A 21,368-nucleotide genomic window follows, 5' to 3' on the forward strand; every position below is an offset into this window, starting at 1 on the left:
AGAGCGATTTATTGTTTTGAGCTAAGACCCAATGACTCTACCATCACCTTAAATACCTCAGTGTTATCCATGAACCCTTTAAATTTGTCTGATCCAGGGCCGATTGCATTTAACACGGCATCATCGGCAGTATGTACTCCCACCTCATGATGTGATGGCAAATTTCCGCCCACATGAATTGCATCTTCCTGCAATTGAATGTATTTAGAATTCGCCACAAATTTTCCAGAATCATCTTTTACTGCAGGCACAAACGTACCATCCAGCTTTGGGTGCAAAGTCTCGTAGTGATCCGGATAATTGCCATAGAAGAATGCGAGGCGCTTAGAAACGTCAATTTGACTTGGGTAGCCTTGCACATCAGCCTTAGGATAATTAGGATATCCAGCAGCTGCATAGACGCCTACTTTTTCACGCAATGGCCCAGGTTTATCATCATGTACTACCCCGCTGATGGAGCCGCTATGAGTGTGATCAGGCGTCACAATAATTAATGTATCTGGATTCTTTTTTGCAAAGTCTTTGGCTATTTGCACTGCATTACTTAGCATGATGGTGTCAAACGCCGCTCTCTCCCAATCGAGTGGATGGTTGAACTTATCAATTAAAGCAGCCTCCACCATCAGAAAGAATCCATTTGGGTTTCGAGACAGCACTTCAATTGCAGACTGAGTCATTTCGGTGAGATCAGGCTGACTTGGGTATTGAGCAACGGTATTCTTTTTGAGAAAGAGACGATCTAAAGACCCATCCATATTGCCCGGATGAAAAACACCAAACAACTTCCTAGTGCTCTTATTTTCAGCAGCCGCTACCAACTCTTGCTTTGTAAAAGCGAGCTGATATCCATCAGCTTTGAATATATCCACTAAATTCTTATCGTCTTTACGTTTCGAACCCTTTATCGATTGCGGATAAAAATAGGCTGACCCACCACCTAAAATGACTTCTGCGCCACTTTTCAGCAGTTGATCTGCAATGTACTGCTTGTCAGCTCGACGGCGTGTATGTGCAACCATTGCTCCAGGAGTAGCATCCTGCAATTCCGCGTCTGACACGATACCAACTGACATTTTGGTATTGCGCTTTATAAGTTCAGTAATGGTTTCTACTTTAGGATGCGATAAGTTATCGCTAGCACGAGATACATAGACACCCATTGCATTAACAGCGGTCTTATGTCCAGTGGTGTAGGCGCTCATGGAGTTAGCAGAATCAGTGATTAAAGAATCTGAACCAGAAGTCCCAATCATTGCAGTACTGGGCATGTTATCGAAAGCCAATCGACCTTGGTATTTTCCTTCGCTGATACCTTTTGATAAAACGCGGGCAGCAGTTCGATTGGCGATCGTCATTCCATCACCAACAAATAAGATCACGTTCTTTACTTTTCGCGGACCGCTAGCGTAAACATCCCAAGTCACTTTTAACTTTTCTTGCGCAGTACGCGCCACTAGTTCGTACTTGCCTGCTTTTGGCAATTGCACATCTCGATAAATTACCGCACTACCTTTGCCATTTTCATCAGAGATAAATTCAGATTTACTGGAGACTAATTTATTAATTGGTAATCCATTTAATTCAATGATGACATCGCTAGGGATAGCAACCTGATTGAACTCAATCTTGATATCAAATTTTGAACCTGCCAAAATACTCGCTTGATCGATTGGATAGATAGCAGCAGCATGCGCAAAGCCAGCAATTGATCCCAGCAGAATGAGGGCGAACGATTTAAAAGAATGGAGACTTATCATGAAGTAAAAATAGTCAAAAAATTTGGGCAAATTACAATATCTCCCAAATTCATGACATTCTGATGACCCTTGATATTACCTGTCTTACAAAGCTGTTTTTTTCTTTGCTGCTTTCAATTTTCCAGATTTGACAGCTTTACAAAACTGCTCATAATCTTTCATATTCTGCTTTGCATAAGACTTTGCAAAAGCATATAAAGCCTCATTTAACCCATCAGATTGACCACAATATCCCGCAATCATGGCGGCATCACCGGAACGTGCATGACCCAAGGCCAGAGCCCAGCCAAATAACTTTGCATAGTCTGGGAATGTTTTTAAAGTCACTCCACCGCTGCCAACTCCAATACCGCCCTTCATATCTCGTAATTGACGCAGATAGAAGCCCTGGCTTTTATTGATATCGTATTGAACTGCCCCGTAGTTTAAAAAGATATCGGGCGCACCCTGCAATAAACGTTGACCCGCTACCACTCTCTGCCCCATATCGCGATAGATGGATTCACCAAGATATGGACTTAAGACAGATCGCTGGGCTTCCTTATATTGAAGAAATAAAGGGTCCTCCCCACTATCGCCCTCGAAATATAAAACCATACAATTAGTACCGACGCTACCAACCCCCACAACCTTTCGGGCAAAATCTTTTAAGGAATAGCGCTGAAATAGTATTTTCCTATCAGCCAGCAGGCTACTGGCGTAATTAAGTAAGGCTTTATCAATTAAAGATATCAGAGAGGTGCCGTAGGCATCTTTTTTAAAATGCTCAATCAATGGGGGCCTGTTGATAATTTTTCGATTCTTCCCCACTAAAGTCGTCAAGCTCTCTAGCACTTGTATATTGCCCTGCCCTTTAGTTTCCCTTAAATACACATCCAATTTCTTCTGGTGCTCTTTACTAAAGTGCTTGCGAATATCTTTTTCGCCGATAAACTCCTGTGCCAAATCTAAATACGGCATTTTTGCGTATTGCTCAATACGCTTTTGATATTCAGATGTAATCTGATAAACCAATTTTTTACCCAATGCTTTATTGCCACCCATGCTATCTGAGGCAATTAATGCACTAGCAACCAAACGTTTGATATCCCACTCCCAGCTTCCCGGCAAAGTCTCATCAAAATCATTAATACCAAATACCAAGCGGTGCTCAGCGGTACCAAATAATCCAAAATTGGATACGTGCATATCACCACAAAGCTGGACAGTGATATTAGTGGTCGGCTGATTAGCAAGGTCTTGCGCCATGATGGCGGCACCGCCACGATAAAAAGCAAAGGGCGATTGCAACATGCGTTCATAACGAATTGGAATCAAAGATTCGATACGTTGTTTGGCTTGCGCCTCTAATATTTGTATAGGATCAATGCGATTTTTAGGGGGCGTATATATCCCTTGGTCTGCAATACTCACCACCTTGCGTAATGCCTTGCCATCTGCCATACGCCTCTTGATACTTGGACGCGGGTCCTTAAAGGACTCTACCGATCTCAAAACAGCAAATTGTGGTTTCTTCTGGGAGGGCATGGGTTACCTAGCTAAAGGGTATACCCAACGATATTAACGCCTATATAAATAATGGACTCAAATTAGGGAAATACCACAGGCTGAGACGGTCTATTCCTAGTTAAATCGATGATGAATAGAATGCAATTCTTCTTTAATCTGCAAATGATCTAATTTTTCTACTGGGAGATCAATCAGCAGTTCAATACGGTTACGTAAACCCATTTCAACTTTTCTAAAAGCATCCCACATATCATGCTCGCTGCCATCGACCGCAGCTGGGTCCATGAACCCCCAATGAGCAGTTGTAGGATGGCCAGGCCAATATGGGCACTCTTCGCCAGCAGCAGAATCGCAAACGGTGATGATGAAATCCATATGAGGAGCATCTTGTCGGCCAAACTCATCCCATGTTTTGCTTCTCAGCAATTCAAGCGGATAACCCATCTCCCTTGCAAGTTTTAATGCGATTGGATGTACAAATAATTTTGGCTGCGAGCCTGCAGAATATCCAATAAAGCGCCCATGACTAAGCGTAGTGGCAAGCGCCTCCCCCAAAATTGAACGCGCTGAATTACCAGTACAGAGAAAGAGAATGTTGTAAGGTCGAGTCATCAGCTGGTGATTTCAAATGATTTCGTCAAGTCGCAATGTATATTTTCTATCCAGTAGAAAATGATTTATTTTTGGATCTCTTAATGAAGTGCCCTTAGGGTCACATTCTTTCGAACCTACGAAGGATTTCTCTTGCACTTCATTTCTAAATACATCCGATAAATATTTAGTGAGCTTGTGATTCATGAGATTTTCTTTCTAAGAAATAATGAATATCGACATCCTAGGCTTTATTTATTTCACTTTTATTAACAACCTAGGCAAGAAAAAACCCAGCACGTGCTGGGTTGTGAAGGAAACATACACTTTATCTTGGCCGGATACTCCCCGACAATTCAATGTAATTTAAGGTTGTGTCACTATGATGACTAACTTCCTAGTTGATGTCTTGCATAACGATTGACATAAGCAGCTTTCGCTTCATTCCATGCTTGCCACATACGTAATATTAATTTTTTCATGTTGCATCCTTATGGTGAAAGATTTTTTTGCACAACTCTATCTTGTAGAGATGTGATTCTTACTGCAACTCAATTATTCACGCGGCAAGTGACAAGGTGAAGACGCTTTTGTGACCGAATGATGTGGCTGAGATACACTGAGTGATACATCAATGCATATCCAATAAGGAAATGACATGCTCGATTGGAATCTCTACGGAACTATTGCACTTCGCCTGGCTTTAGCTTTATTAGTCGGAGCTATTCTTGGGCTCAATCGCTGGTTGCACCATAAATCAGCTGGAATTCGCACACACTCTTTAGTAGCCATTGGCGCTGCAACAGCCGTAATGCTCATCAGCGACTTTGTGCAAGACGATGCTCAATCAGTGAGTCGCGTCCTTCAGGGCCTGATTACTGGATTAGGATTTTTGGGTGCCGGAGTCATTATTCATGAGCAACGGTCTCAAAGAGTCCACGGCCTTACTACTGCCGCCAGCCTTTGGGCATGCGCCCTCATTGGGGCAGCCTTTGGAGCCGGACAATTTGCGCTTGGGGGGCTCTCTTTAGGGGCTATTTTGGTTACTTTAGCCCTTGGTGGACCGCTGGAAAGGCTGGTTGCTCAGCTCAGTGGCGTCAAAAGAGGCTCCGAAATTTCGGGGGATCCTGACTAAAACCCACTTAAACAGTCAAAAAATGCAGTTTTGTCATATTACTTTGCTAGCATTAGTCATCCCAACAATGACAATCAAATGCCATGAGTGAATATAGATACGCAGATGCAGTAAAACAGCTACAGGAAAGTGGTGCTATTGGCCTGGTGGACCTGAAAAGTCTTCCTCACGAGGATCTTGTAGAGCTTTTTGAAGAAATCAAAGTTTGGTGCCTATACGCCGGCGGCAAAACTGAAAAACTTCCTAAAGAGTCTAAAAAGAAGAAGAAAAAGAAAAAAGATTAAATCTTAGGGCGCAATCCGCTCTTTTGGAAAGCGCAGTATGAAAGTACTGCCCTTGCCTGGCGTACTTTCAATAATGAGTTGAGCTTGATGGCGACTTGCAATATGTTTAACAATTGCCAAACCCAATCCTGTTCCACCTGTATCCCTTGAACGACTCCTATCGACACGATAAAAACGTTCAGTGAGTCTTGAGAGATGCTCAGAGGCGATACCAGGACCAGTATCTGTTACAGAAAACTCACCAAACCCTTCAGCATTAATATCCCACTTCACATTGATCGAACCAATGTCTGGGGTATAACGAATTGCATTTGAAACCAAATTACTAAATGCAGAGAGTATTTCTCTTTCATCTCCCAATATGGAGCATTGATTGAGCACTTCAAAACTAAAACTGTGTCTACCTTGAGACAAGGCTTCAGCATCATTTCTAATTAAAGCCATCAACATTTCAGGATTAATGACTTTGCTCGCCGCAGGCAATGAATTGGCCTCTAAATTGGCGAGGGTTAATAAATCCTCAACCAAACTTTTCATGCGTTGAGCTTGAGACATCATCATGTCAAAGTACTGATCACGTTGACCCTTCTCAAGATCTAAGGTTTGGACTGTCTCCAAAAACCCCATGAGGACAGTGATAGGCGTTCTCATCTCATGCGAAACGTTTGCAACGAAATCTCGTCGCATTGCATCTGCTTTTTGAAGGTCGGTGACGTTTTGAACTAGTAATAAGTGGCGCTGGTTACCGAATGGAAATAATTGCAACATGAGACTCAGGCTACTACTCGGCCCCATTCTTTCGAGAAGCAAGGGTTCATCAAAGTTACGCTTATTGATGTATTGAATGAATTCTGGACGACGAATGAGGAAGTTAATTCGCTGCATTACATCTCGCTTGAAGTTCAGCCCAAAAAAACGTTCTGAAATCGCATTGCACCATTCAATTTGATCGTTTTCATCTAACATCAAAATGCCGTTAGGGGATGCCTGAAAAGCCTCAATGAAACGATTATGCTGCTGCTCAACAGTTCGCATCTTTTGCTTCAAAGCTTTGACTAATCGCTGCAACCTAAATAAAACTTCTTCCCAAAAGCCGCTGGGTAAAGACATGCTCTCCAGTGAGTCCGATTGAATACTTTTTTCCAGGCGGGCTAGATTGATGTAGGAGTACACCAGAGGGATAGATAGCAGCGCAATCGCCGAGAAGATAGCCCATTGTGCGCCCCAGTTATAAAGGACTATTAATGCGACTATAAATGCGAGGCAAATAAGAAAGAAAAAGCGGGTTAAGGCAGAAATCATATTGCAATGTTAGACCATCTCAAGGACAACCTTGAAATGGCCGTAAAAAGCCTGGAAAATCGGCTTTAGACTTCGGTTGGCATCTTAGTGATACGGTACCCGCTGCCCCGAACCGTCTCAATGAAGCGGTCACAATCTACAGCACTTAATGCAGCTCTCAAGCGCTTGATATGGACATCCACAGTGCGCTCTTCAATATAAACCTCGTTACCCCAAACATTATCCAGCAGGCTTGTTCGGGAATGCACTCGCTCTGGATTGGCCATGAAATATTGCAGAAGTCTATATTCCGTAGGGCCTAGGGAGATTGGCTTAGGGTCTGAATTAGGCCAGATTGCTAAGACCCTATGGGAACTTGGGTCCAGTTTCAATGGACCAACCGTAAGGGGTCCGGTATCTTCTGTCGGAGTCTGTCTACGCAGCAGCGCTTTAACCCGAGCAATTAACTCTTTGGGTGAAAAAGGCTTGGTGACATAGTCATCCGCCCCCGAGTCTAGGCCCATTACCTTATCGGCCTCTTCGCTTTTAGCCGTCAACATCAAAATAGGCAAGCCTCTTGTGCGCTCATTTGCCCTAAGCTCTTTAGCAAACTGAACACCTGACTTTCCAGGCAGCATCCAGTCCAAAATAATCAGACTTGGTAGGCGATCTTTCAGAATGCCTTGAGCAATATCAGTTTGCATTGCACGTTCAACCTCATAACCAGCATGGGTCAAATTAATTGCGATTAGCTCCGCAATCGATGGCTCATCTTCAACTATTAGTATGCGGTGAGTCATTTGGATAGGTCGATTTATTCTTTAGTAGCTTCGCGCACCAAATCTGCATGCGGAATGTGACGAACATCAGAACCTTTTGCAATGTAGATTACAAATTCAGCAATATTCTTAGCATGATCACCAATACGCTCGATTGCCTTGGCAATAGTTAGCATATCTAGGCCGGTACTAATCGTGTGCGGGTCTTCAGACATGTAAGTAATAAGTTTACGAACGAAGCCTCTGAATTCTTCATCAATCTGACGATCCTCAGCTACAACTTCTGCTGCTGCAACTGTATCTAGTCTGGCGAATGCGTCTAAGCTACGGCGCAATAAATTGATCGCCATTTGCCCTGACAGGCGAATTTCGGCAACATTAATATTGTGTGGCGCGCCAGATTCAATCAAGCGTTTTGTGCGCTTAGCAACGCGTTCCGCCTCATCACCTGCACGCTCTAGATTAGTAATCGCTTTAGATACTGCCATCACCAAACGAAGATCGCGGGCCGTAGGTTGACGACGTGCAATGACTTCCGTGCAGGCTAAATCAATCTGAATCTCAAGATCATTAACTAGCTTTTCGTTATCAATTACGATGTTGCAAGTATCAATGTCCATTTGCGTAAAAGCACGCATCGCTGTAGCAATTTGTGACTCAACCAGTCCGCCCATTTCAAGCAAACGGCTTGAAAGTGAATTGAGGTCAGCATCAAATTGTGATGATAAGTGTTTATCTGGCATTTAGTGTCTCCAATTAACCGAAGCGGCCGGTTATATAGTCTTCTGTTTCTTTGCGCTTAGGCTTAATAAATATTTCGTCAGTTTTACCATACTCGACCAAGCTACCAAGATACATATAGGCAGTGTAGTCAGATACACGGGCGGCCTGTTGCATATTATGAGTAACGATTGCAATCGTGTACTCATGTTTGAGTTCATTAATCAACTCTTCAATTTTTCCAGTTGAAATTGGATCCAAAGCAGAGGTTGGTTCGTCTAGCAAAATGACTGAAGGCTTTACCGCAACACCACGCGCAATACATAAGCGCTGTTGTTGTCCGCCAGATAGAGATAAACCACTTTGGTTTAACTTGTCTTTAGCTTCATTCCATAACGCAGCTTTATTAAGCGCCCACTCAACGCGCTCATCCATCTCAGAGCGTGATAGCTTTTCATAGAGACGAACACCAAAGGCAATATTTTCATAAATCGACATTGGAAATGGGGTTGGCTTTTGAAAAACCATACCAATACGTGAACGCAGCAGGTTTAAATCCTGTCCTGGCTCAAGAATATTCTGACCATAGAAATTGATTTCACCTTCGGCACGCTGACCAGGATAGAGATCGTACATACGATTCAAGGTGCGTAACAAAGTAGACTTACCGCAACCTGAAGGGCCAATAAAGGCTGTAACTTTACCTTGCTCAATATCCAAATTAATATCTTTTAAGCCCTGAAAGGAGCCATAAAAGAAATTCAGATTTCTGACTTCAAGCGCATTGATAGCTGCCTGCGCTGGTTGTTGATTTGTTGTATCCACTCTACCCCCTTGACTATCGATCTTATTTAAGTCAAACATTGTGTTCATATTGCTCATCATGCTTGCACCTTCTCACGGAATACGACTCGCGCTAATATATTTAAGCCAAGAACGGCAAATGTAATTAATAACGCTGCTGCCCATGCCAAATCAACCCAATTGTCATATGGACTCATCGCAAACTGGAAAATCACCACAGGCAAGTTTGCCATTGGCGCATTCATATTAGTTGAGAAAAATTGGTTGTTTAACGCTGTAAATAATAAAGGCGCTGTTTCACCGCTAACGCGTGCAAGCGCCAATAAGATGCCAGTGATAACACCACTTTGCGCCGCTCTTAAAGTGATCATGAATGCCACTTTCCATTTAGGCGTACCAAGAGCATAGGCTGCCTCACGAAGACTTCCAGGAACTAAGCGCAGCATGTTTTCAGTAGTACGAACTACCACTGGAATTGCAATTAAGGCCAAGGCAATTGTTCCGGCCCATCCTGAGAAGTGACGAACCTGGGCTACCACGATTGCATACACAAATAGACCGATCACAATGGAAGGAGCTGAAAGCATGATGTCTGTAACAAAGCGTGTGATAGAAGCAACTTTGCTTCTATCACCATACTCAGAAAGGTACAAGCCAGCCAATACGCCAATAGGAGTACTAATCAAGGTACAGCTTGTCACAATCATGAGGCTGCCGACGATGGCATTAGCTAAGCCACCACCTTCAGAGCCAGGAGCGGGCGTGCTATTCAGAAAGACATCTAAATTAATAGATGAAAATCCCTTAATAAATAGAACACTCAAGATCCATAACAAGAAAATCATACCGAGAGCCATAGCCCCAGTAGAGAGCACTAAGCCAATCTTATTGGCACGCTTGCGTCTAGCAAAAATTGAGGGATTGATATTTGAAATACCGTTCATGTTTTAAGTCCTTGCTTTTTCTCCATATTCATCAACATCCACTTAGCGATCGCTAAAACGACGAATGTAATCATGAATAGAGCAAGGCCAAGAGCAAACAAGGAAGAGTAATGTGGGCCAAGCTCAGCCTCACCAAACTCGTTTGCTAATGTCGATGCAATTGAATTTCCAGGGGCAAACAAAGACGCTGAAAGGCGATGAGCATTTCCGATTACAAAGGTGACAGCCATTGTTTCTCCAAGCGCCCTACCCAACCCAAGCATCACGCCACCAATAACACCAGCCTTGGTGTATGGAAGCACAACATTCTTAACCACTTCCCAGGTAGTGCAGCCAATTCCGTAAGCAGACTCCTTCAGAACTGGTGGAACGATTTCAAATACATCGCGCATGACAGATGCAATGAAAGGCAGAATCATCATCGCCAAAATAAGGCCTGCACACAAGATACCAATACCATTAAATGCGCCTGAGAACAAAATTCCTAAGCCAGGAATTTGTCCAAGGGTGGCTGCCAAAGCTGGCTGAATATATTCCCCGAAAAGTGGCGCAAATATAAAAAGGCCAAACATTCCATAAATAATCGAAGGTACAGCAGCGAGTAACTCAACCGCAGTACCTAGTGGTCTGCGTAGTGGCCCTGGACATAACTCAGTTAAGAAAACTGCAATACCAAAACTTAATGGGACTGCGATCAGAAGTGCAATTAAGGATGTAACCAAGGTACCGTAAATTGCAATTAATCCACCAAACTCACCATTAACAATGTCCCACTCTTTGGTAAAGAAAAATCCAATTCCAAATTTGTCTAGCGCTGGCCAAGCATTAATAATCAATGAAATGATGATGCCTACCAGAGCAATCAGCACTGACAGCGCAAAAAATTGTGTAATGCCGTGAAATAAAAAGTCTTGAATACGCTGTAACTTAGCAATCCGTAGAGCCTGCGGCGTTGGCGCTGAGTGCGACTGAGATGATTCAATCATATTTGAGCTTATTTAAATTAAAAGCAGCCCCACCATTGGTGGAGCCGCTATGTAAGAAACTAAAAATGTCAGTTCCAAATATTACTTAGTTACTACTTTTGAGAATACGTTCTTGCGAATAAAGTCAGTAGTAACATCTGGCATTGGAACGTAATCTAAATCTTCCGCCAATTTCTTGCCATCTTTGAATGCAAAGTCGAAGAATTTGATTACTTCAGCTGCATTAGCTTTGTTCTCAGGATTCTTGTAAAGCAAGATGAAAGAGGCGCCAGTGATTGGCCATGACTTAGCACCAGAAGCATTGGTAATGAATGTACCCATACCAGGAATCTTTGCCCAATCAGTACCAGCAGCAGCTGCGGCGAAAGTAACATCATCAGGCTGCACAAATTGACCATCTTTGTTCTTCAAAGATACGCTGGTCATTTTGTTTTTCTTGGCGTATGCATATTCAACGTAACCGATCGCACCTTTAACACGTGATACGTTTGCGGCAACACCCTCGTTACCTTTGCCGCCAACAGAAGAAACCGCAGGCCACTTAACTGCAGCACCTTCACCAACAGCATCTTTCCAGTTTTGACTTACTTTAGCTAAGTAGTTAGTAAAAATTGCAGTAGTACCAGAACCATCAGCACGATGAACTACAGTGATTGCCAAGTCAGGCATCTTCATACCTGGGTTGTTCAAGACAATACGCTTGTCGTTCCAATTAGTAATAACGCCCTGGAAAATATCAGACAAAGTATCTGGTGATAACTTGAGTTCATACGGCTTTACGCCTTCAACGTTAATCACTGGAACCACACCACCGATGATGGCAGGGAACTGAACCATGCCGTCTTTTTCTAAGTCATCAAATTTCACTGGGTTATCAGTTGCACCGAAATCCACAGTTTTTGCTTTGATTTGCTTAATACCGCCAGATGAACCGATAGACTGATAGTTCAAGTTAGAACCAGTCTTAGCTTTGAAGGCTTCAGCCCACTTTGCGTAAATTGGGTATGGGAATGTTGCGCCTGCACCTGTCATATCCACAGCAAAAGCTGCTGGAGCAAGTGAAATAGCGCTAATAACTAGTGCTTTTTTCAAAAAAGATTTCATGTGATTGTTCCTAATATTGAAATAACGCAACATTGCGATAGTAGGAAGATACGTTTTCACTATGACGGTTTCATGACATAGAGAAAATATAGAAAATAATCTTTATAAATCAATATCTTAAGGAATCCGAATCCATTGGGAGGAAAGTCACTTCAAGCCTTGGGGAAATGCTGAAGATGGTGAATTAAATGATTCTTTTTAACTTCAAAGACGCATAGACTGCAGCACCAGCGATAGACATAACAATCATCACCTCATAGAAAGACCCTTTTAAACCAGGCAAATCCTCCATATTCATTCCCATAATCCCTGAGATCAAGGTCATCGGCAAGAAAATGACCGTCATCACGGAGAGGACTTGTAAATTCTTGGCATTGAATTCAGCGACATGGGCAGCCTGTTCATCTTGAAGCACCTTCGCCCTGTCATAAAGACTGGAAATCTCCTGCACCAAATAAGTAAGTAAATCTAAATCATCATTTAGACCATTCTTATCCTCATCACTAAACCAATACGGCAAACGCTTTAGCAGGCGGTGTAAAGCGATTAATTCTGGTGAAAATTGCCTGCGCAGACGGCTGCATTGAATGCGGATTCTGCCTAAGCTTTCATGTTCAGGAAACTCCCTGCCCTTTAGCAGATTCTCTTCAAGCTCATCCATGTCGGCCGAAAGATGCGTTAATAAAGTACGCAATTGTTCTGCGCGCAAATCAAGCAGTTCATGAAATAGCTCAATAGCGGAGACGGGATTTAACTGGCCGCTTCTGAGGTCATATCGTAATTTGTCGGTCGTTCTCAGTGGGTTGTTGCGCAATGAGATCATTAATCTTGGTGTAACAATCGCCCAGAGGGTTCCCAAGCTAGAGTCAAGCCCCTCATCTCCAAACTCTTGCTGAAAGTCATTCATCACCATCAAGAGACAGTCATTCAGCTTTTCAATGCGCTCTAAGCGACTAAGGTTGACGCCCTCTTGAATCATCTCTACTACGCGCTCAGGAATTAGCGGTGTATTTTCAAGCCATCTCTGGATCTGCGAGTTAGATAAATTGAGATGTAGCCATATAGAAATATCAGGGTTTTCGAGCGCATCAGTAATCTCAAATAAAGGAATTTCATAGCCGTTGCCAGATGAAGGCATTGCCCAAGCAAATACAACACCAGCAACAGGAAAGGGTTTTGAAATTACTTCTGTAGTCATCGCGAAAGTGTAAGACACCCACGTGACATCAAAATGACATGAAATTACTCTATATAAATGGTTTCCTTTATCGATAGACCAGCAAGATTCTCATGAAAAGTTTAGGCCTTGCTCTCCTACTGATTCCAGTATTAGTCTTTGCATTTGAACCCTTAAATACAGATGATGCAGGTACGGTTAGGTCAGATGGCAATCAGATAGAGCAATATTTTTTCTCTATTAATCGGCATGGTGGGTCACAACAGTCGGATATTATTACGCCTGGCGAAGAGTACACGGGCAACGCAGATGCAAAAGCCTTTCCATTTACATATACGAGAGGTCTAAGCGACACAGTTGAGGCGTCTATATCAACAACCTATTACAGCAGTCCCAGCGGAAATTACTCAAGACTTTCAAACTATGTATTCGCTAGTAAATGGCGTTTTTTTGAAGACGAACAGCTTGGTTATGCTTTTGCCATTAAACCTACGGTAGTTTTGCCCGCGAGCAAACAACAGCAAGTAGAGGGCCTTGGTTTGGCTGCATTCAATTATGGCGCTAACTTTATTGCCTCAAAATACTGGGATGGCGTAGAACTCCACTTCAATGCTATGTACATGCGATCTCCATACAATACTAATTACAGCATTGGGCACGCAGCCGACAATAGCAGAACAGACATCTTTCTTTTATCACTTGCTCCCGTCTGGACGGTGGCTCCAAACGTACGCATAGCCTTGGATGTAGGCGCCACAACAAATCCACCAGTCAACGATCAATACCTAAGCTACTACTCCTTGGTTGCTGCTATTTTTTCAATCAATGAGAGTGTTGATTTAGGGCTTTCATATATGAGAACTGCTCAAAGCTTCGGGGCTACCATAGGCGCTCAAGAGTCTGGCGCAACACGCACTGAAGCGGGCATTACCTGGAGGTTCTAAATGCCCCATTTTCATGAAAAATCAAATTGTCACAATATCGTAGCAAACTTAGGCTAACTCATAATGCAGTTCAATTGGAGTCAAGCATGCACTATCAAATCATTCCTCTGGAGATGGGCTCATTAGTAGAGCGCAATATTTTCCAACAAGAAAATAAAGAAATTAAATGCGGCACAGTCTGGAAACTAGGATCAGTTATCACCACAATCAAACCGGTCTTCCTTAAGGCTTATGACCCCAATATTGGGATTTGTATAGAAGATATCCCAGGCGGAGCATTAGAAAAAACTTATGGGGAAGAAAAAGTTATTTACTTCTCCGATACTGTCCAAGAAGATGAGCAAGACGAATTAACTGACATCTTTTATCAAAGCAGCCGCAAGTTTTCCAAAAGCTATGAAGATGTTTACTGCGACCTAGGATGGAGAAAAATTAATTCTGAGTCCTATATATTTGGGGAGCTCGAAATTAAGGCATTGGATGAAGCGCCTACTTCGTATAAATGAATACTCACTTTATTAAGACACTCGTCGCCAGCATTTTCCTGGTCTGCTCTTTTGGGGTTTTGGCTCAATCATCTGAGCCCTTCAGGTTCATAGCCTTAGGTGATATGCCCTACAAGCTCCCAGAGGATTACGTTCGTTATGAAAGACTGATTTCGGAAATCAATAAGAAGAATCCGAGTTTCAGCATCTTTATTGGCGATACAAAATCGGGATCTACCCCTTGTAGCGATGAATACAATCAAAAGGTCAAGACCTACTTTAATCAATTCACTTCTCCGCTGATCTACAGCGTTGGTGATAATGAATGGACCGATTGCCATCGGCCGCTAGCGGGGTCTTACGATCCGATTGAGCGCTTAAATAATCTTAGAGCCATCTTTTTTAATACTCATAAGAGTTTTGGCAAACGTCAGTTAGACCTTATTAGACAAGCCGATACAGACCCACGTTATCAGAAGTTTGTTGAAAATTCCTATTGGGTAAAGAATCAATTTTTATTTGTAAGCATACATATCCCCGGCTCTAACAATAACTTTGAGCGTGATGAGCGCGCAAAGAGTGAGTACTATGAGCGCAACCAGGCCAACTTAGATTGGATAAAAGGTGCTTTTGAACTTGCCTCAAGCAAAGGATATTTAGGTATCATTTTTGCTTATCAGGCCGATACGTTTTATACGGCAGCTCAAGCAGTCAGTGAAGATAGTGGCTATCGCGACACATTACATGCTCTAAGCAAAAATGCAAAAGAATACAAAAAGCCTGTGCTATTAATTCACGGGGATAGTCACCGGCTGATTCTTGATCAACCCTTAAAAACAGTCGATCAAAAACATATTCTCGAGAACGTTCTACGCTTACAGATTATGGGGGCCGATCAAGTACAGGCAGTAGAGATAAAAGTAGACCCCAAGGCTGAGCAGCCCTTTAGCTTTACCCCTATTCTGCTAAGACAAAACATGAATCAGCCAAAACCTTAAAAGAACAGTTGAGATCATTTCAGCCTATGAAATGTCATAAAACTCACATAAAGGTGTCATATTTCAACTGTAAAGTGAAAACATACTTATGGGAGATGAAGTGTAATTCTCTCGCCATTGCATGCGAACAGTTTGTGCTAACAGCCCATAGGTAACCAAATTACCCATGTTCTCGAGCTTGCATTGAGTCCAGAGCGCTATTTAGACTTGAAGCTAAGCGGTCAAAAAAGTCGAGCCCCAAAAGCCAAGTCTCTTTCATAAAGAGACTCCCCAACAAGACTTAGAACTTAAATCGAACTTCTGCCCCACCACCGTATTCATGACCGTAGGTGTTGTAAGAAGCAACTGCACCGATACGGGCAGATACATCCTTGGTAATGCCGCCCTGAATGCCTAGGCCCACCATATTAGAGACTGGACCCATATTGGCGCCAACCTGAGTGAAGGCACCATAAGTTGGGCTTGTAGCCTTAATTGAATGAGCCGAATTGCTATTGGCATACCAGTCATAACCCAGCTTATAGAAACCGATTAATGACAGTGGATCGTTCGTACCCTTAAGTAATGGATAAACAAAATCCAATCCCGCAAAAGTAACTGCTGTATATGCAGATGCAGAGCTAATAGCAAAGTTAAAGTCATTACCGCCCTGCTCACTAGCACCGCCCATCCTTAACTGAGAGTAGGATGCACCTACAAACGGAGAAACGGTAAAGTTTTCAGCTTGATAGGCTTTGGCTAATTTTGCCGCCGCATACATACCGTTTGTTTTGTAAGAGCTAGTTGCATTGCCGCCTGTAAATAATCCAACATTAGGAGCGCTACGGTTTGCATTGGTATTGCCATACATGTAACCCAAGGCGCCAGATAACTTCACTTGAGCATCAAAATTACGTGCACCATACAAACCAGCATAGAAGTTTGTAGTGTTGAAATTTTGAGTTACTTGCTGACTCTCAGTCATTGAAGTGGAGCCGGTGCCGGCAAACACACCAAAACCACCCTCTTTAGAGCGCTTGATATCCCCACCAATAATGAGGTCGTACAAGTTGTAACCAAATCCTGCAAGGTTGTTGTAATTATTGACTGTACCTTTGACTGCAGCAGCATCAGCCCAAACATACCTTCCCTCATCATCCTGATAAACCTTGGTTGAAGGTGAAGCAGCCATTGGTGCATGAATGCGATCCATCACTGTATTAGTGATATGACTCATTTGCTCAAGACCAATAGTCATGTTGGATGAGTAACCTTCTGCGTGAACGTTGACTAACTGATTAACCTGGCTGGTCGTTAGACCCTGAACAGCACCAGCCAAACTTGTTCCATTGGAGAGTGTTGGATTTGAGCCCCCACTCGCAGCTGCTGAATATGCAACCGTTAAGGCTGCCGCTAGTTTCGTTGCAGCAAAACTATTTGGAACGGATGGGGCCACAGGAGTGCCAGGCGTTGTAGTTAAGCTCCAATTCGTGCCAGAAGAATTTGATAAGACCCATTGCGTCAATACAATGCCGCCACCAAGAGAGCCGGATGTATTTGCTAAATTTTGAGCTGTAAGCCCACTTAATACATCCGCATAAGTGCCTGATCGACTAATCGCTGAACCAGAACCAAAGCCAAAGGTTAGTGGGCCACCTGAGACATTTGAAAAAGTAGTTTTGCCGTAATTACTAGCGCTATTAATAATGATGTTGTAGTTAGTTGGCAATACGCCGGTATAAGTCAGATTTGACTGCGCATTATTAATTGTCTTAATGAGACCATTATTTTCTATGCCGTAACCTGTAAAGCCAAAGCCCGTACTGCCAGCGATATTGCCCAAGTTATTAATTTCATTTATGGTGCCCCAGTTTCGAATTGAGTTATAGCAAGTAAGTCCATTACAAGCGCCAGCGCGAATATCTCCACCAGAATTATTGTTAATAACATTGATAGTATTGCCTGTGCCAACAAGGATGCCGGCATCCTGTCCACCATTTATCGAGCCGCTATTGTTAATAGTTCCTATCGATGCAGTATTTGAACCAGATGCCGTATCAAGATAAATTGCGCCAGCGGAACCATTAATAGCACCAGAATTATTGATAGTGCCAATGGATGTCGATCCGCCGGCCGTTGACATAAAGATACCTTGGGCGATCGCATTATTCCCATTGTTGTAAATGGAGCCGGTGTTATTTATTGTTGTAATACTTCCAGAGCCGGTAAGTTGAATGGCATATAGAGCGCCATTAATTTGAGCTGCATTGTTGAGATTTTTTACAACCGCTGTGCCATCCACCTGAATACCGCTTGTATTAGTGGTTTGACCCTGAATTAGGCTTGAATTGTTTAGATTTTCAACATTTGCATTCTGAATTAACAGCGCAGGATTTGGAAGCCAAGCAGTGGTTCCAACATAAGCCCCAGATTGAACAGTTACTTCCGACTTATTGGTGGTTATAGCTACGTTTGGGCAATTTGTTCCCGTAATGGAAACTGGGTCGCCACTGGTAGAGCATTGTGCAAAGGCAGCATTAAATGCACCTAGCCCTCCAAGAAAAATACAAAACTTAATAACAAATGGGGTAATTTTTGATGGCATTGATTACTCGTTTTTAAATACATTAACCGTTCCGCCACAAGCAGCAAAACACTGTCTATAGGATTCATCGCACTGCCAATTGTTGGCATGCGCTTGGCAGTACATGCCATTAGGGTTGCACTTTTTCACATCATCATGGCTTTGAGCGCGATTGACGCAAGCCTGATAGTTCAAATGGTTTTGTTGCTGACAGTTGTTTGTGCTGTTCTGAGCCTGCTGCTGCATGCTGTTGTAACAAACCTGCTTAGTGGTCATACATTGCATTGCGCAGGTTTTGCCATGCTCAGTTGGTGGCGCAATGTATTCGTAGCGATAGGTAGTACAAGAAGCCAGGGCGATGATTGCCGCTAAGCCAAAGAAAATTCTCTTCAAGTTCTTCATTTTGTTAACATGTTATCAAATATAGGCATAATTATTACATACAGACCCCGCCCTTTTAAGCAAAATGACTGACCCAACATCAACCAGAAGCGAAAAGAATCAACTACGCCTTAAGCAAGTAGTCGATGTAGCTCATCGCCTTTTTGAAAGTCGCGGTTTTGAGAAGGTTGGGATGCGAGAAATCGCTGAAGCGGCATGTATGAGCCCAATACAGGTATATCGACTTGGTCTAGACAAACAGGACCTATTGGCAGAAGTCATTTTTCAAGTGAATGAAGAAGTTATTAAAAAGATCAAACCTTTTTCATCTTCAAAGCACAAGGATCCAGTTGTTTTTATCGAGAGCTATTTATTGGATCTATACAAGCAGGATGTAGCCATTAAGACTATTCGTAAAGAAGGCGCTGCATTTGGATGGCTATGGTCAGGGAAGTATGAAGCGTTAATCATTGGACAGGTGATGCAAATGATTAAACCCATTACTGATGCCCTAACCCACTTTGGATATGATGAAATCGAGGCGCGTTGTTATGCCATCTGGTCGCTCTACTATGTGGGATACCGAAATGCCGTGATGAACAATGCAAATGCGCAAGCATGCTTGGATGACATCAAACCCAGCTTACAAATTAATCTCAGGAAATAAATTGATGAAGAAATTAATGTATCTATACGTAATGTTATTGCTCGCACTTCAGCCCGGCCTAAGTAATGCCATAGAAAAGCCTGAAGGTGTTGTGTACTGTCACGGCAAGACCGTTGTTGAATATCGCCTGATTAACCCAGAAAAGAATGGCACTGCATCTGATGTTGATCTAATAATCAATGGCAAGACAGCTCGTTACATGACCGCTTACTCATGGTTTGGCTCAAACCAAGCGACGCCTAAGGGGTTTCGGTTTGCGATTCTGGGTGAAAAACAGTTTGATCCATTGCTAGTATTTGATGGATATCTTCTGGATGCCAAGAAGAATAAATACCTTAAATGCAATTAATGATTGCATAAGAAGTTGGCGGAGAGGGAGGGATTCGAACCCTCGGTAGGTTTGACCCTACGCCTGATTTCGAGTCAGGTACATTCGACCACTCTGCCACCTCTCCGGTGTGTCTAAGATAAAACTTAAACGATGATTCTGCCTACTGCTTTTTGATCTATTGGTCGCAAACGCCTGTCATTAGCAGTGCGCCAGAAAAGAATCCAAAAGGCTTCTTACCATCTTTTGCAAAGCCTTCTATGCTGAGATAGTCCACAAAGGCGCCATTCTTACCTGCAGACTTTTGCGTCCAGATGACTTTGTAAGCATTACCGTTACTTCCAGATGCGATGACTTTTGGTTTCCCTAAAGAATCCATCACATCACCAACTACTTCCCCGGTTTTCTTGACCACTGCAAATTCTTGACCAATTCTGGGGCTGTCTTTAACGATATCTAACTCTCCATTACTTTTAATGTAGGCGTCACTCAAAACCTCGCATCGATAGGTTTTTTCAGTTGCTAAAACAACAGGAGAAATCAATACCGCACAGATGAGAGCTAGAAATAATGAGAGCTTATGCATTTGCGAAAACATTAAATAGGCTTGAGCACTTCTAAGCCGCCCAAGTATGGTTGCAGCGCTTTCGGAATAGCAATGCAGCCATCCACCAGCTGCTTGTTCTCCAACAGAGCTACCAATGCTCTACCCACTGCTAAGCCTGAGCCATTTAAGGTGTGCACCAACTCTGGCTTGCCTTGGCCAGCTTTAAATCTAGCTTGCATGCGGCGCGCTTGGAAATCACCCATGCTTGAGCATGAGCTAATTTCTCTATAAGCATTTTGTGAAGGCACCCAAACCTCTAAGTCATAGGTCTTAGTGCTACCAAAGCCCATATCGCCCGTGCAGAGCAATACTTTTCTATAAGGCAGCTCCAGAAGTTCTAGGATTCTTTCCGCATGTCCTGTGAGATCTTCCAAGGCTTGCATAGAATCTTCTGGTTTGGTGATCTGCACCAACTCTACCTTGTCAAACTGATGCTGACGAATCATGCCGCGCACATCACGACCATAGCTACCCGCTTCTGAGCGAAAGCATGGTGTGTGAGCTACAAACTTCATTGGTAAGTTATCGGCGTTCACGATTTCATCGCGAACTAGATTGGTCACCGGCACTTCTGCTGTTGGTATTAGGTAGAAGTTTTCTGTTTTTGCTTCGCCACCCTCATCTTCACCACCCATTTGGCGGGGAACTTTAAATAGGTCCTCTTCAAACTTCGGCAACTGGCCTGTGCCGCGCATGGAAGCAGCGTTAACCATATAGGGTGCGTAGACTTCTTGGTACTCATGCTTTGTGGCATGGGTATCGATCATGAACTGCGCTAAAGCACGGTGCAATCTGGCGATTGGTCCTTTGAGTACTACAAAGCGTGAGCCACAAATCTTGGCCGCGACCTCAAAGTCGAGGCCCAATGGACCGCCGAGGTCTACGTGATCTTTAATCTCAAAATCAAAAAGGGGCTGCTCACCCCAACGCTTTACTTCTTTGTTATCGGTTTCGTCTTTACCAGTCGGTACAGACTCATCCGGGAGATTTGGAATACCCATCAAGAAATCAGCTATCTCCGCCTGGAGCGTGCTTAATCTAGCTGCACCAGATTCCATATCGGTATTGACTTGCGCAACTTCAGCCATTTCAGCTGAAGCATCCTCACCCTTACCTTTTTTCATGCCAATCGCTTTAGACAATTGGTTGCGCTTGGCTTGCAATTCTTCGGTACGGGTTTGAAGTGATTTACGCTCCGATTCCAGGGCGTTGAATTTCTCAACATCAAGTTGGAATTTGCGAGTAGCTAAACGTGCAGCAACTGCGGCGATATCTTTACGGAGTAATTGCGGATCAATCATATGTTGCTCTGGTTTGGTTTGTT

General features: G+C 43.2%; 22 protein-coding genes and 1 tRNA gene. 7 read left to right on the forward strand and 16 right to left on the reverse strand.

Translation table 11 applies throughout. The features are described 5' to 3' along the window. Window positions 1–8: 8 nt before the first annotated feature. From ICN10_RS00845 to ICN10_RS00855, 3 genes are all read right to left on the reverse strand, one after another. Window positions 9–1,757: an alkaline phosphatase gene (locus ICN10_RS00845; protein ID WP_216211405.1), complete on the reverse strand. Its 1,749-nt coding sequence runs from the start codon at window positions 1,755–1,757 to the stop codon at window positions 9–11. Between the two features lie 84 nt (window positions 1,758–1,841). After that, window positions 1,842–3,200 carry a DUF2252 domain-containing protein gene (locus ICN10_RS00850; protein WP_216211407.1) on the reverse strand — a complete coding sequence of 453 codons (1,359 nt, stop codon included), beginning with the start codon at window positions 3,198–3,200 and terminating at the stop codon, window positions 1,842–1,844. A gap of 180 nt (window positions 3,201–3,380) precedes the next feature. After that, the gene (locus ICN10_RS00855; protein WP_216211410.1) at window positions 3,381–3,878 is read right to left on the reverse strand and encodes an arsenate reductase ArsC; all 498 of its coding nucleotides are present in this window, start codon (window positions 3,876–3,878) and stop codon (window positions 3,381–3,383) included. A 637-nt stretch (window positions 3,879–4,515) separates the two neighbouring features. Between ICN10_RS00855 and ICN10_RS00860 the strand changes: the two genes are divergently transcribed. Then, window positions 4,516–4,992 carry an MgtC/SapB family protein gene (locus tag ICN10_RS00860; protein ID WP_216211412.1) on the forward strand — a complete coding sequence of 159 codons (477 nt, stop codon included), beginning with the start codon at window positions 4,516–4,518 and terminating at the stop codon, window positions 4,990–4,992. Between the two features lie 83 nt (window positions 4,993–5,075). Further along, window positions 5,076–5,276, forward strand: coding sequence for a hypothetical protein (locus ICN10_RS00865; RefSeq protein ID WP_068323546.1), 201 nt, complete (start codon window positions 5,076–5,078; stop codon window positions 5,274–5,276). 3 nt (window positions 5,277–5,279) lie between these two features. On the opposite strand, the gene phoR is transcribed toward ICN10_RS00865, so the two are convergent. The 8 genes from phoR to ICN10_RS00905 form a co-directional block, all read right to left on the reverse strand. Further along, window positions 5,280–6,578, reverse strand: a complete 1,299-nt coding sequence (gene phoR / locus ICN10_RS00870) for a phosphate regulon sensor histidine kinase PhoR (protein WP_216211416.1) — start codon at window positions 6,576–6,578, stop codon at window positions 5,280–5,282. A 65-nt stretch (window positions 6,579–6,643) separates the two neighbouring features. After that, entirely contained in the window at window positions 6,644–7,357 is a 714-nt protein-coding gene (phoB, locus tag ICN10_RS00875; RefSeq protein WP_216211419.1) for a phosphate regulon transcriptional regulator PhoB, read from the reverse strand. Window positions 7,358–7,371: 14 nt separating this feature from the next. Next, a complete protein-coding gene (gene phoU / locus ICN10_RS00880) occupies window positions 7,372–8,079 on the reverse strand; it encodes a phosphate signaling complex protein PhoU (protein WP_216211422.1) in 708 nt (235 codons plus the stop codon). Between the two features lie 13 nt (window positions 8,080–8,092). Next, window positions 8,093–8,938: a phosphate ABC transporter ATP-binding protein PstB gene (gene pstB / locus ICN10_RS00885; RefSeq protein WP_370626210.1), complete on the reverse strand. Its 846-nt coding sequence runs from the start codon at window positions 8,936–8,938 to the stop codon at window positions 8,093–8,095. After that, window positions 8,938–9,804, reverse strand: coding sequence for a phosphate ABC transporter permease PstA (gene pstA / locus ICN10_RS00890; protein ID WP_216211425.1), 867 nt, complete (start codon window positions 9,802–9,804; stop codon window positions 8,938–8,940). The genes pstB and pstA overlap by 1 nt, the downstream gene beginning before the upstream one ends. Next, entirely contained in the window at window positions 9,801–10,790 is a 990-nt protein-coding gene (gene pstC / locus ICN10_RS00895) for a phosphate ABC transporter permease subunit PstC (protein WP_216211427.1), read from the reverse strand. Before pstC ends, pstA begins: the two co-directional genes overlap by 4 nt. 81 nt (window positions 10,791–10,871) lie before the next feature. Then, complete coding sequence (pstS, locus tag ICN10_RS00900) at window positions 10,872–11,894, reverse strand: phosphate ABC transporter substrate-binding protein PstS (RefSeq protein ID WP_216211431.1); 1,023 nt, start codon at window positions 11,892–11,894, stop codon at window positions 10,872–10,874. Between the two features lie 184 nt (window positions 11,895–12,078). Then, the gene (locus ICN10_RS00905; RefSeq protein ID WP_216211436.1) at window positions 12,079–13,092 is read right to left on the reverse strand and encodes a CorA family divalent cation transporter; all 1,014 of its coding nucleotides are present in this window, start codon (window positions 13,090–13,092) and stop codon (window positions 12,079–12,081) included. Between the two features lie 92 nt (window positions 13,093–13,184). Between ICN10_RS00905 and ICN10_RS00910 the strand changes: the two genes are divergently transcribed. The 3 genes from ICN10_RS00910 to ICN10_RS00920 all read left to right on the forward strand — a co-directional run bounded on the left by ICN10_RS00910 (window position 13,185) and on the right by ICN10_RS00920 (window position 15,498). Continuing rightward, window positions 13,185–14,015 carry a hypothetical protein gene (locus ICN10_RS00910; RefSeq protein WP_216211438.1) on the forward strand — a complete coding sequence of 277 codons (831 nt, stop codon included), beginning with the start codon at window positions 13,185–13,187 and terminating at the stop codon, window positions 14,013–14,015. A gap of 86 nt (window positions 14,016–14,101) precedes the next feature. Next, window positions 14,102–14,521 carry a hypothetical protein gene (locus ICN10_RS00915; RefSeq protein ID WP_216211442.1) on the forward strand — a complete coding sequence of 140 codons (420 nt, stop codon included), beginning with the start codon at window positions 14,102–14,104 and terminating at the stop codon, window positions 14,519–14,521. After that, complete coding sequence (locus tag ICN10_RS00920; RefSeq protein WP_216211445.1) at window positions 14,518–15,498, forward strand: hypothetical protein; 981 nt, start codon at window positions 14,518–14,520, stop codon at window positions 15,496–15,498. The genes ICN10_RS00915 and ICN10_RS00920 overlap by 4 nt, the downstream gene beginning before the upstream one ends. 280 nt (window positions 15,499–15,778) lie before the next feature. On the opposite strand, the gene ICN10_RS00925 is transcribed toward ICN10_RS00920, so the two are convergent. Continuing rightward, window positions 15,779–18,082, reverse strand: coding sequence for an autotransporter domain-containing protein (locus ICN10_RS00925; protein ID WP_216211447.1), 2,304 nt, complete (start codon window positions 18,080–18,082; stop codon window positions 15,779–15,781). Window positions 18,083–18,085: 3 nt separating this feature from the next. Beyond that, entirely contained in the window at window positions 18,086–18,463 is a 378-nt protein-coding gene (locus ICN10_RS00930; protein WP_216211450.1) for a hypothetical protein, read from the reverse strand. A gap of 64 nt (window positions 18,464–18,527) precedes the next feature. On the opposite strand from ICN10_RS00930, the gene ICN10_RS00935 reads away from it, so the two are divergent. Beyond that, on the forward strand, window positions 18,528–19,109 hold the full coding sequence (locus ICN10_RS00935; protein ID WP_216211452.1) for a TetR/AcrR family transcriptional regulator: 582 nt from the start codon (window positions 18,528–18,530) through the stop codon (window positions 19,107–19,109). Window position 19,110: 1 nt separating this feature from the next. After that, window positions 19,111–19,458 (forward strand): hypothetical protein, encoded by a 348-nt coding sequence (locus ICN10_RS00940; RefSeq protein WP_216211454.1) that lies wholly within the window; start codon window positions 19,111–19,113, stop codon window positions 19,456–19,458. Between the two features lie 16 nt (window positions 19,459–19,474). Here ICN10_RS00940 and ICN10_RS00945 read toward each other — a convergent pair. The 3 genes from ICN10_RS00945 to serS all read right to left on the reverse strand — a co-directional run bounded on the left by ICN10_RS00945 (window position 19,475) and on the right by serS (window position 21,345). Beyond that, window positions 19,475–19,564 (reverse strand) — tRNA-Ser (locus ICN10_RS00945). A 51-nt stretch (window positions 19,565–19,615) separates the two neighbouring features. Then, entirely contained in the window at window positions 19,616–20,023 is a 408-nt protein-coding gene (locus ICN10_RS00950; RefSeq protein WP_216211455.1) for a hypothetical protein, read from the reverse strand. 11 nt (window positions 20,024–20,034) lie between these two features. Next, a complete protein-coding gene (serS, locus tag ICN10_RS00955) occupies window positions 20,035–21,345 on the reverse strand; it encodes a serine--tRNA ligase (protein WP_216211456.1) in 1,311 nt (436 codons plus the stop codon). Window positions 21,346–21,368: the final 23 nt, after the last annotated feature.

The sequence above is a fragment of the Polynucleobacter sp. 86C-FISCH genome, from assembly GCF_018882415.1.
GTDB lineage: Bacteria > Pseudomonadota > Gammaproteobacteria > Burkholderiales > Burkholderiaceae > Polynucleobacter.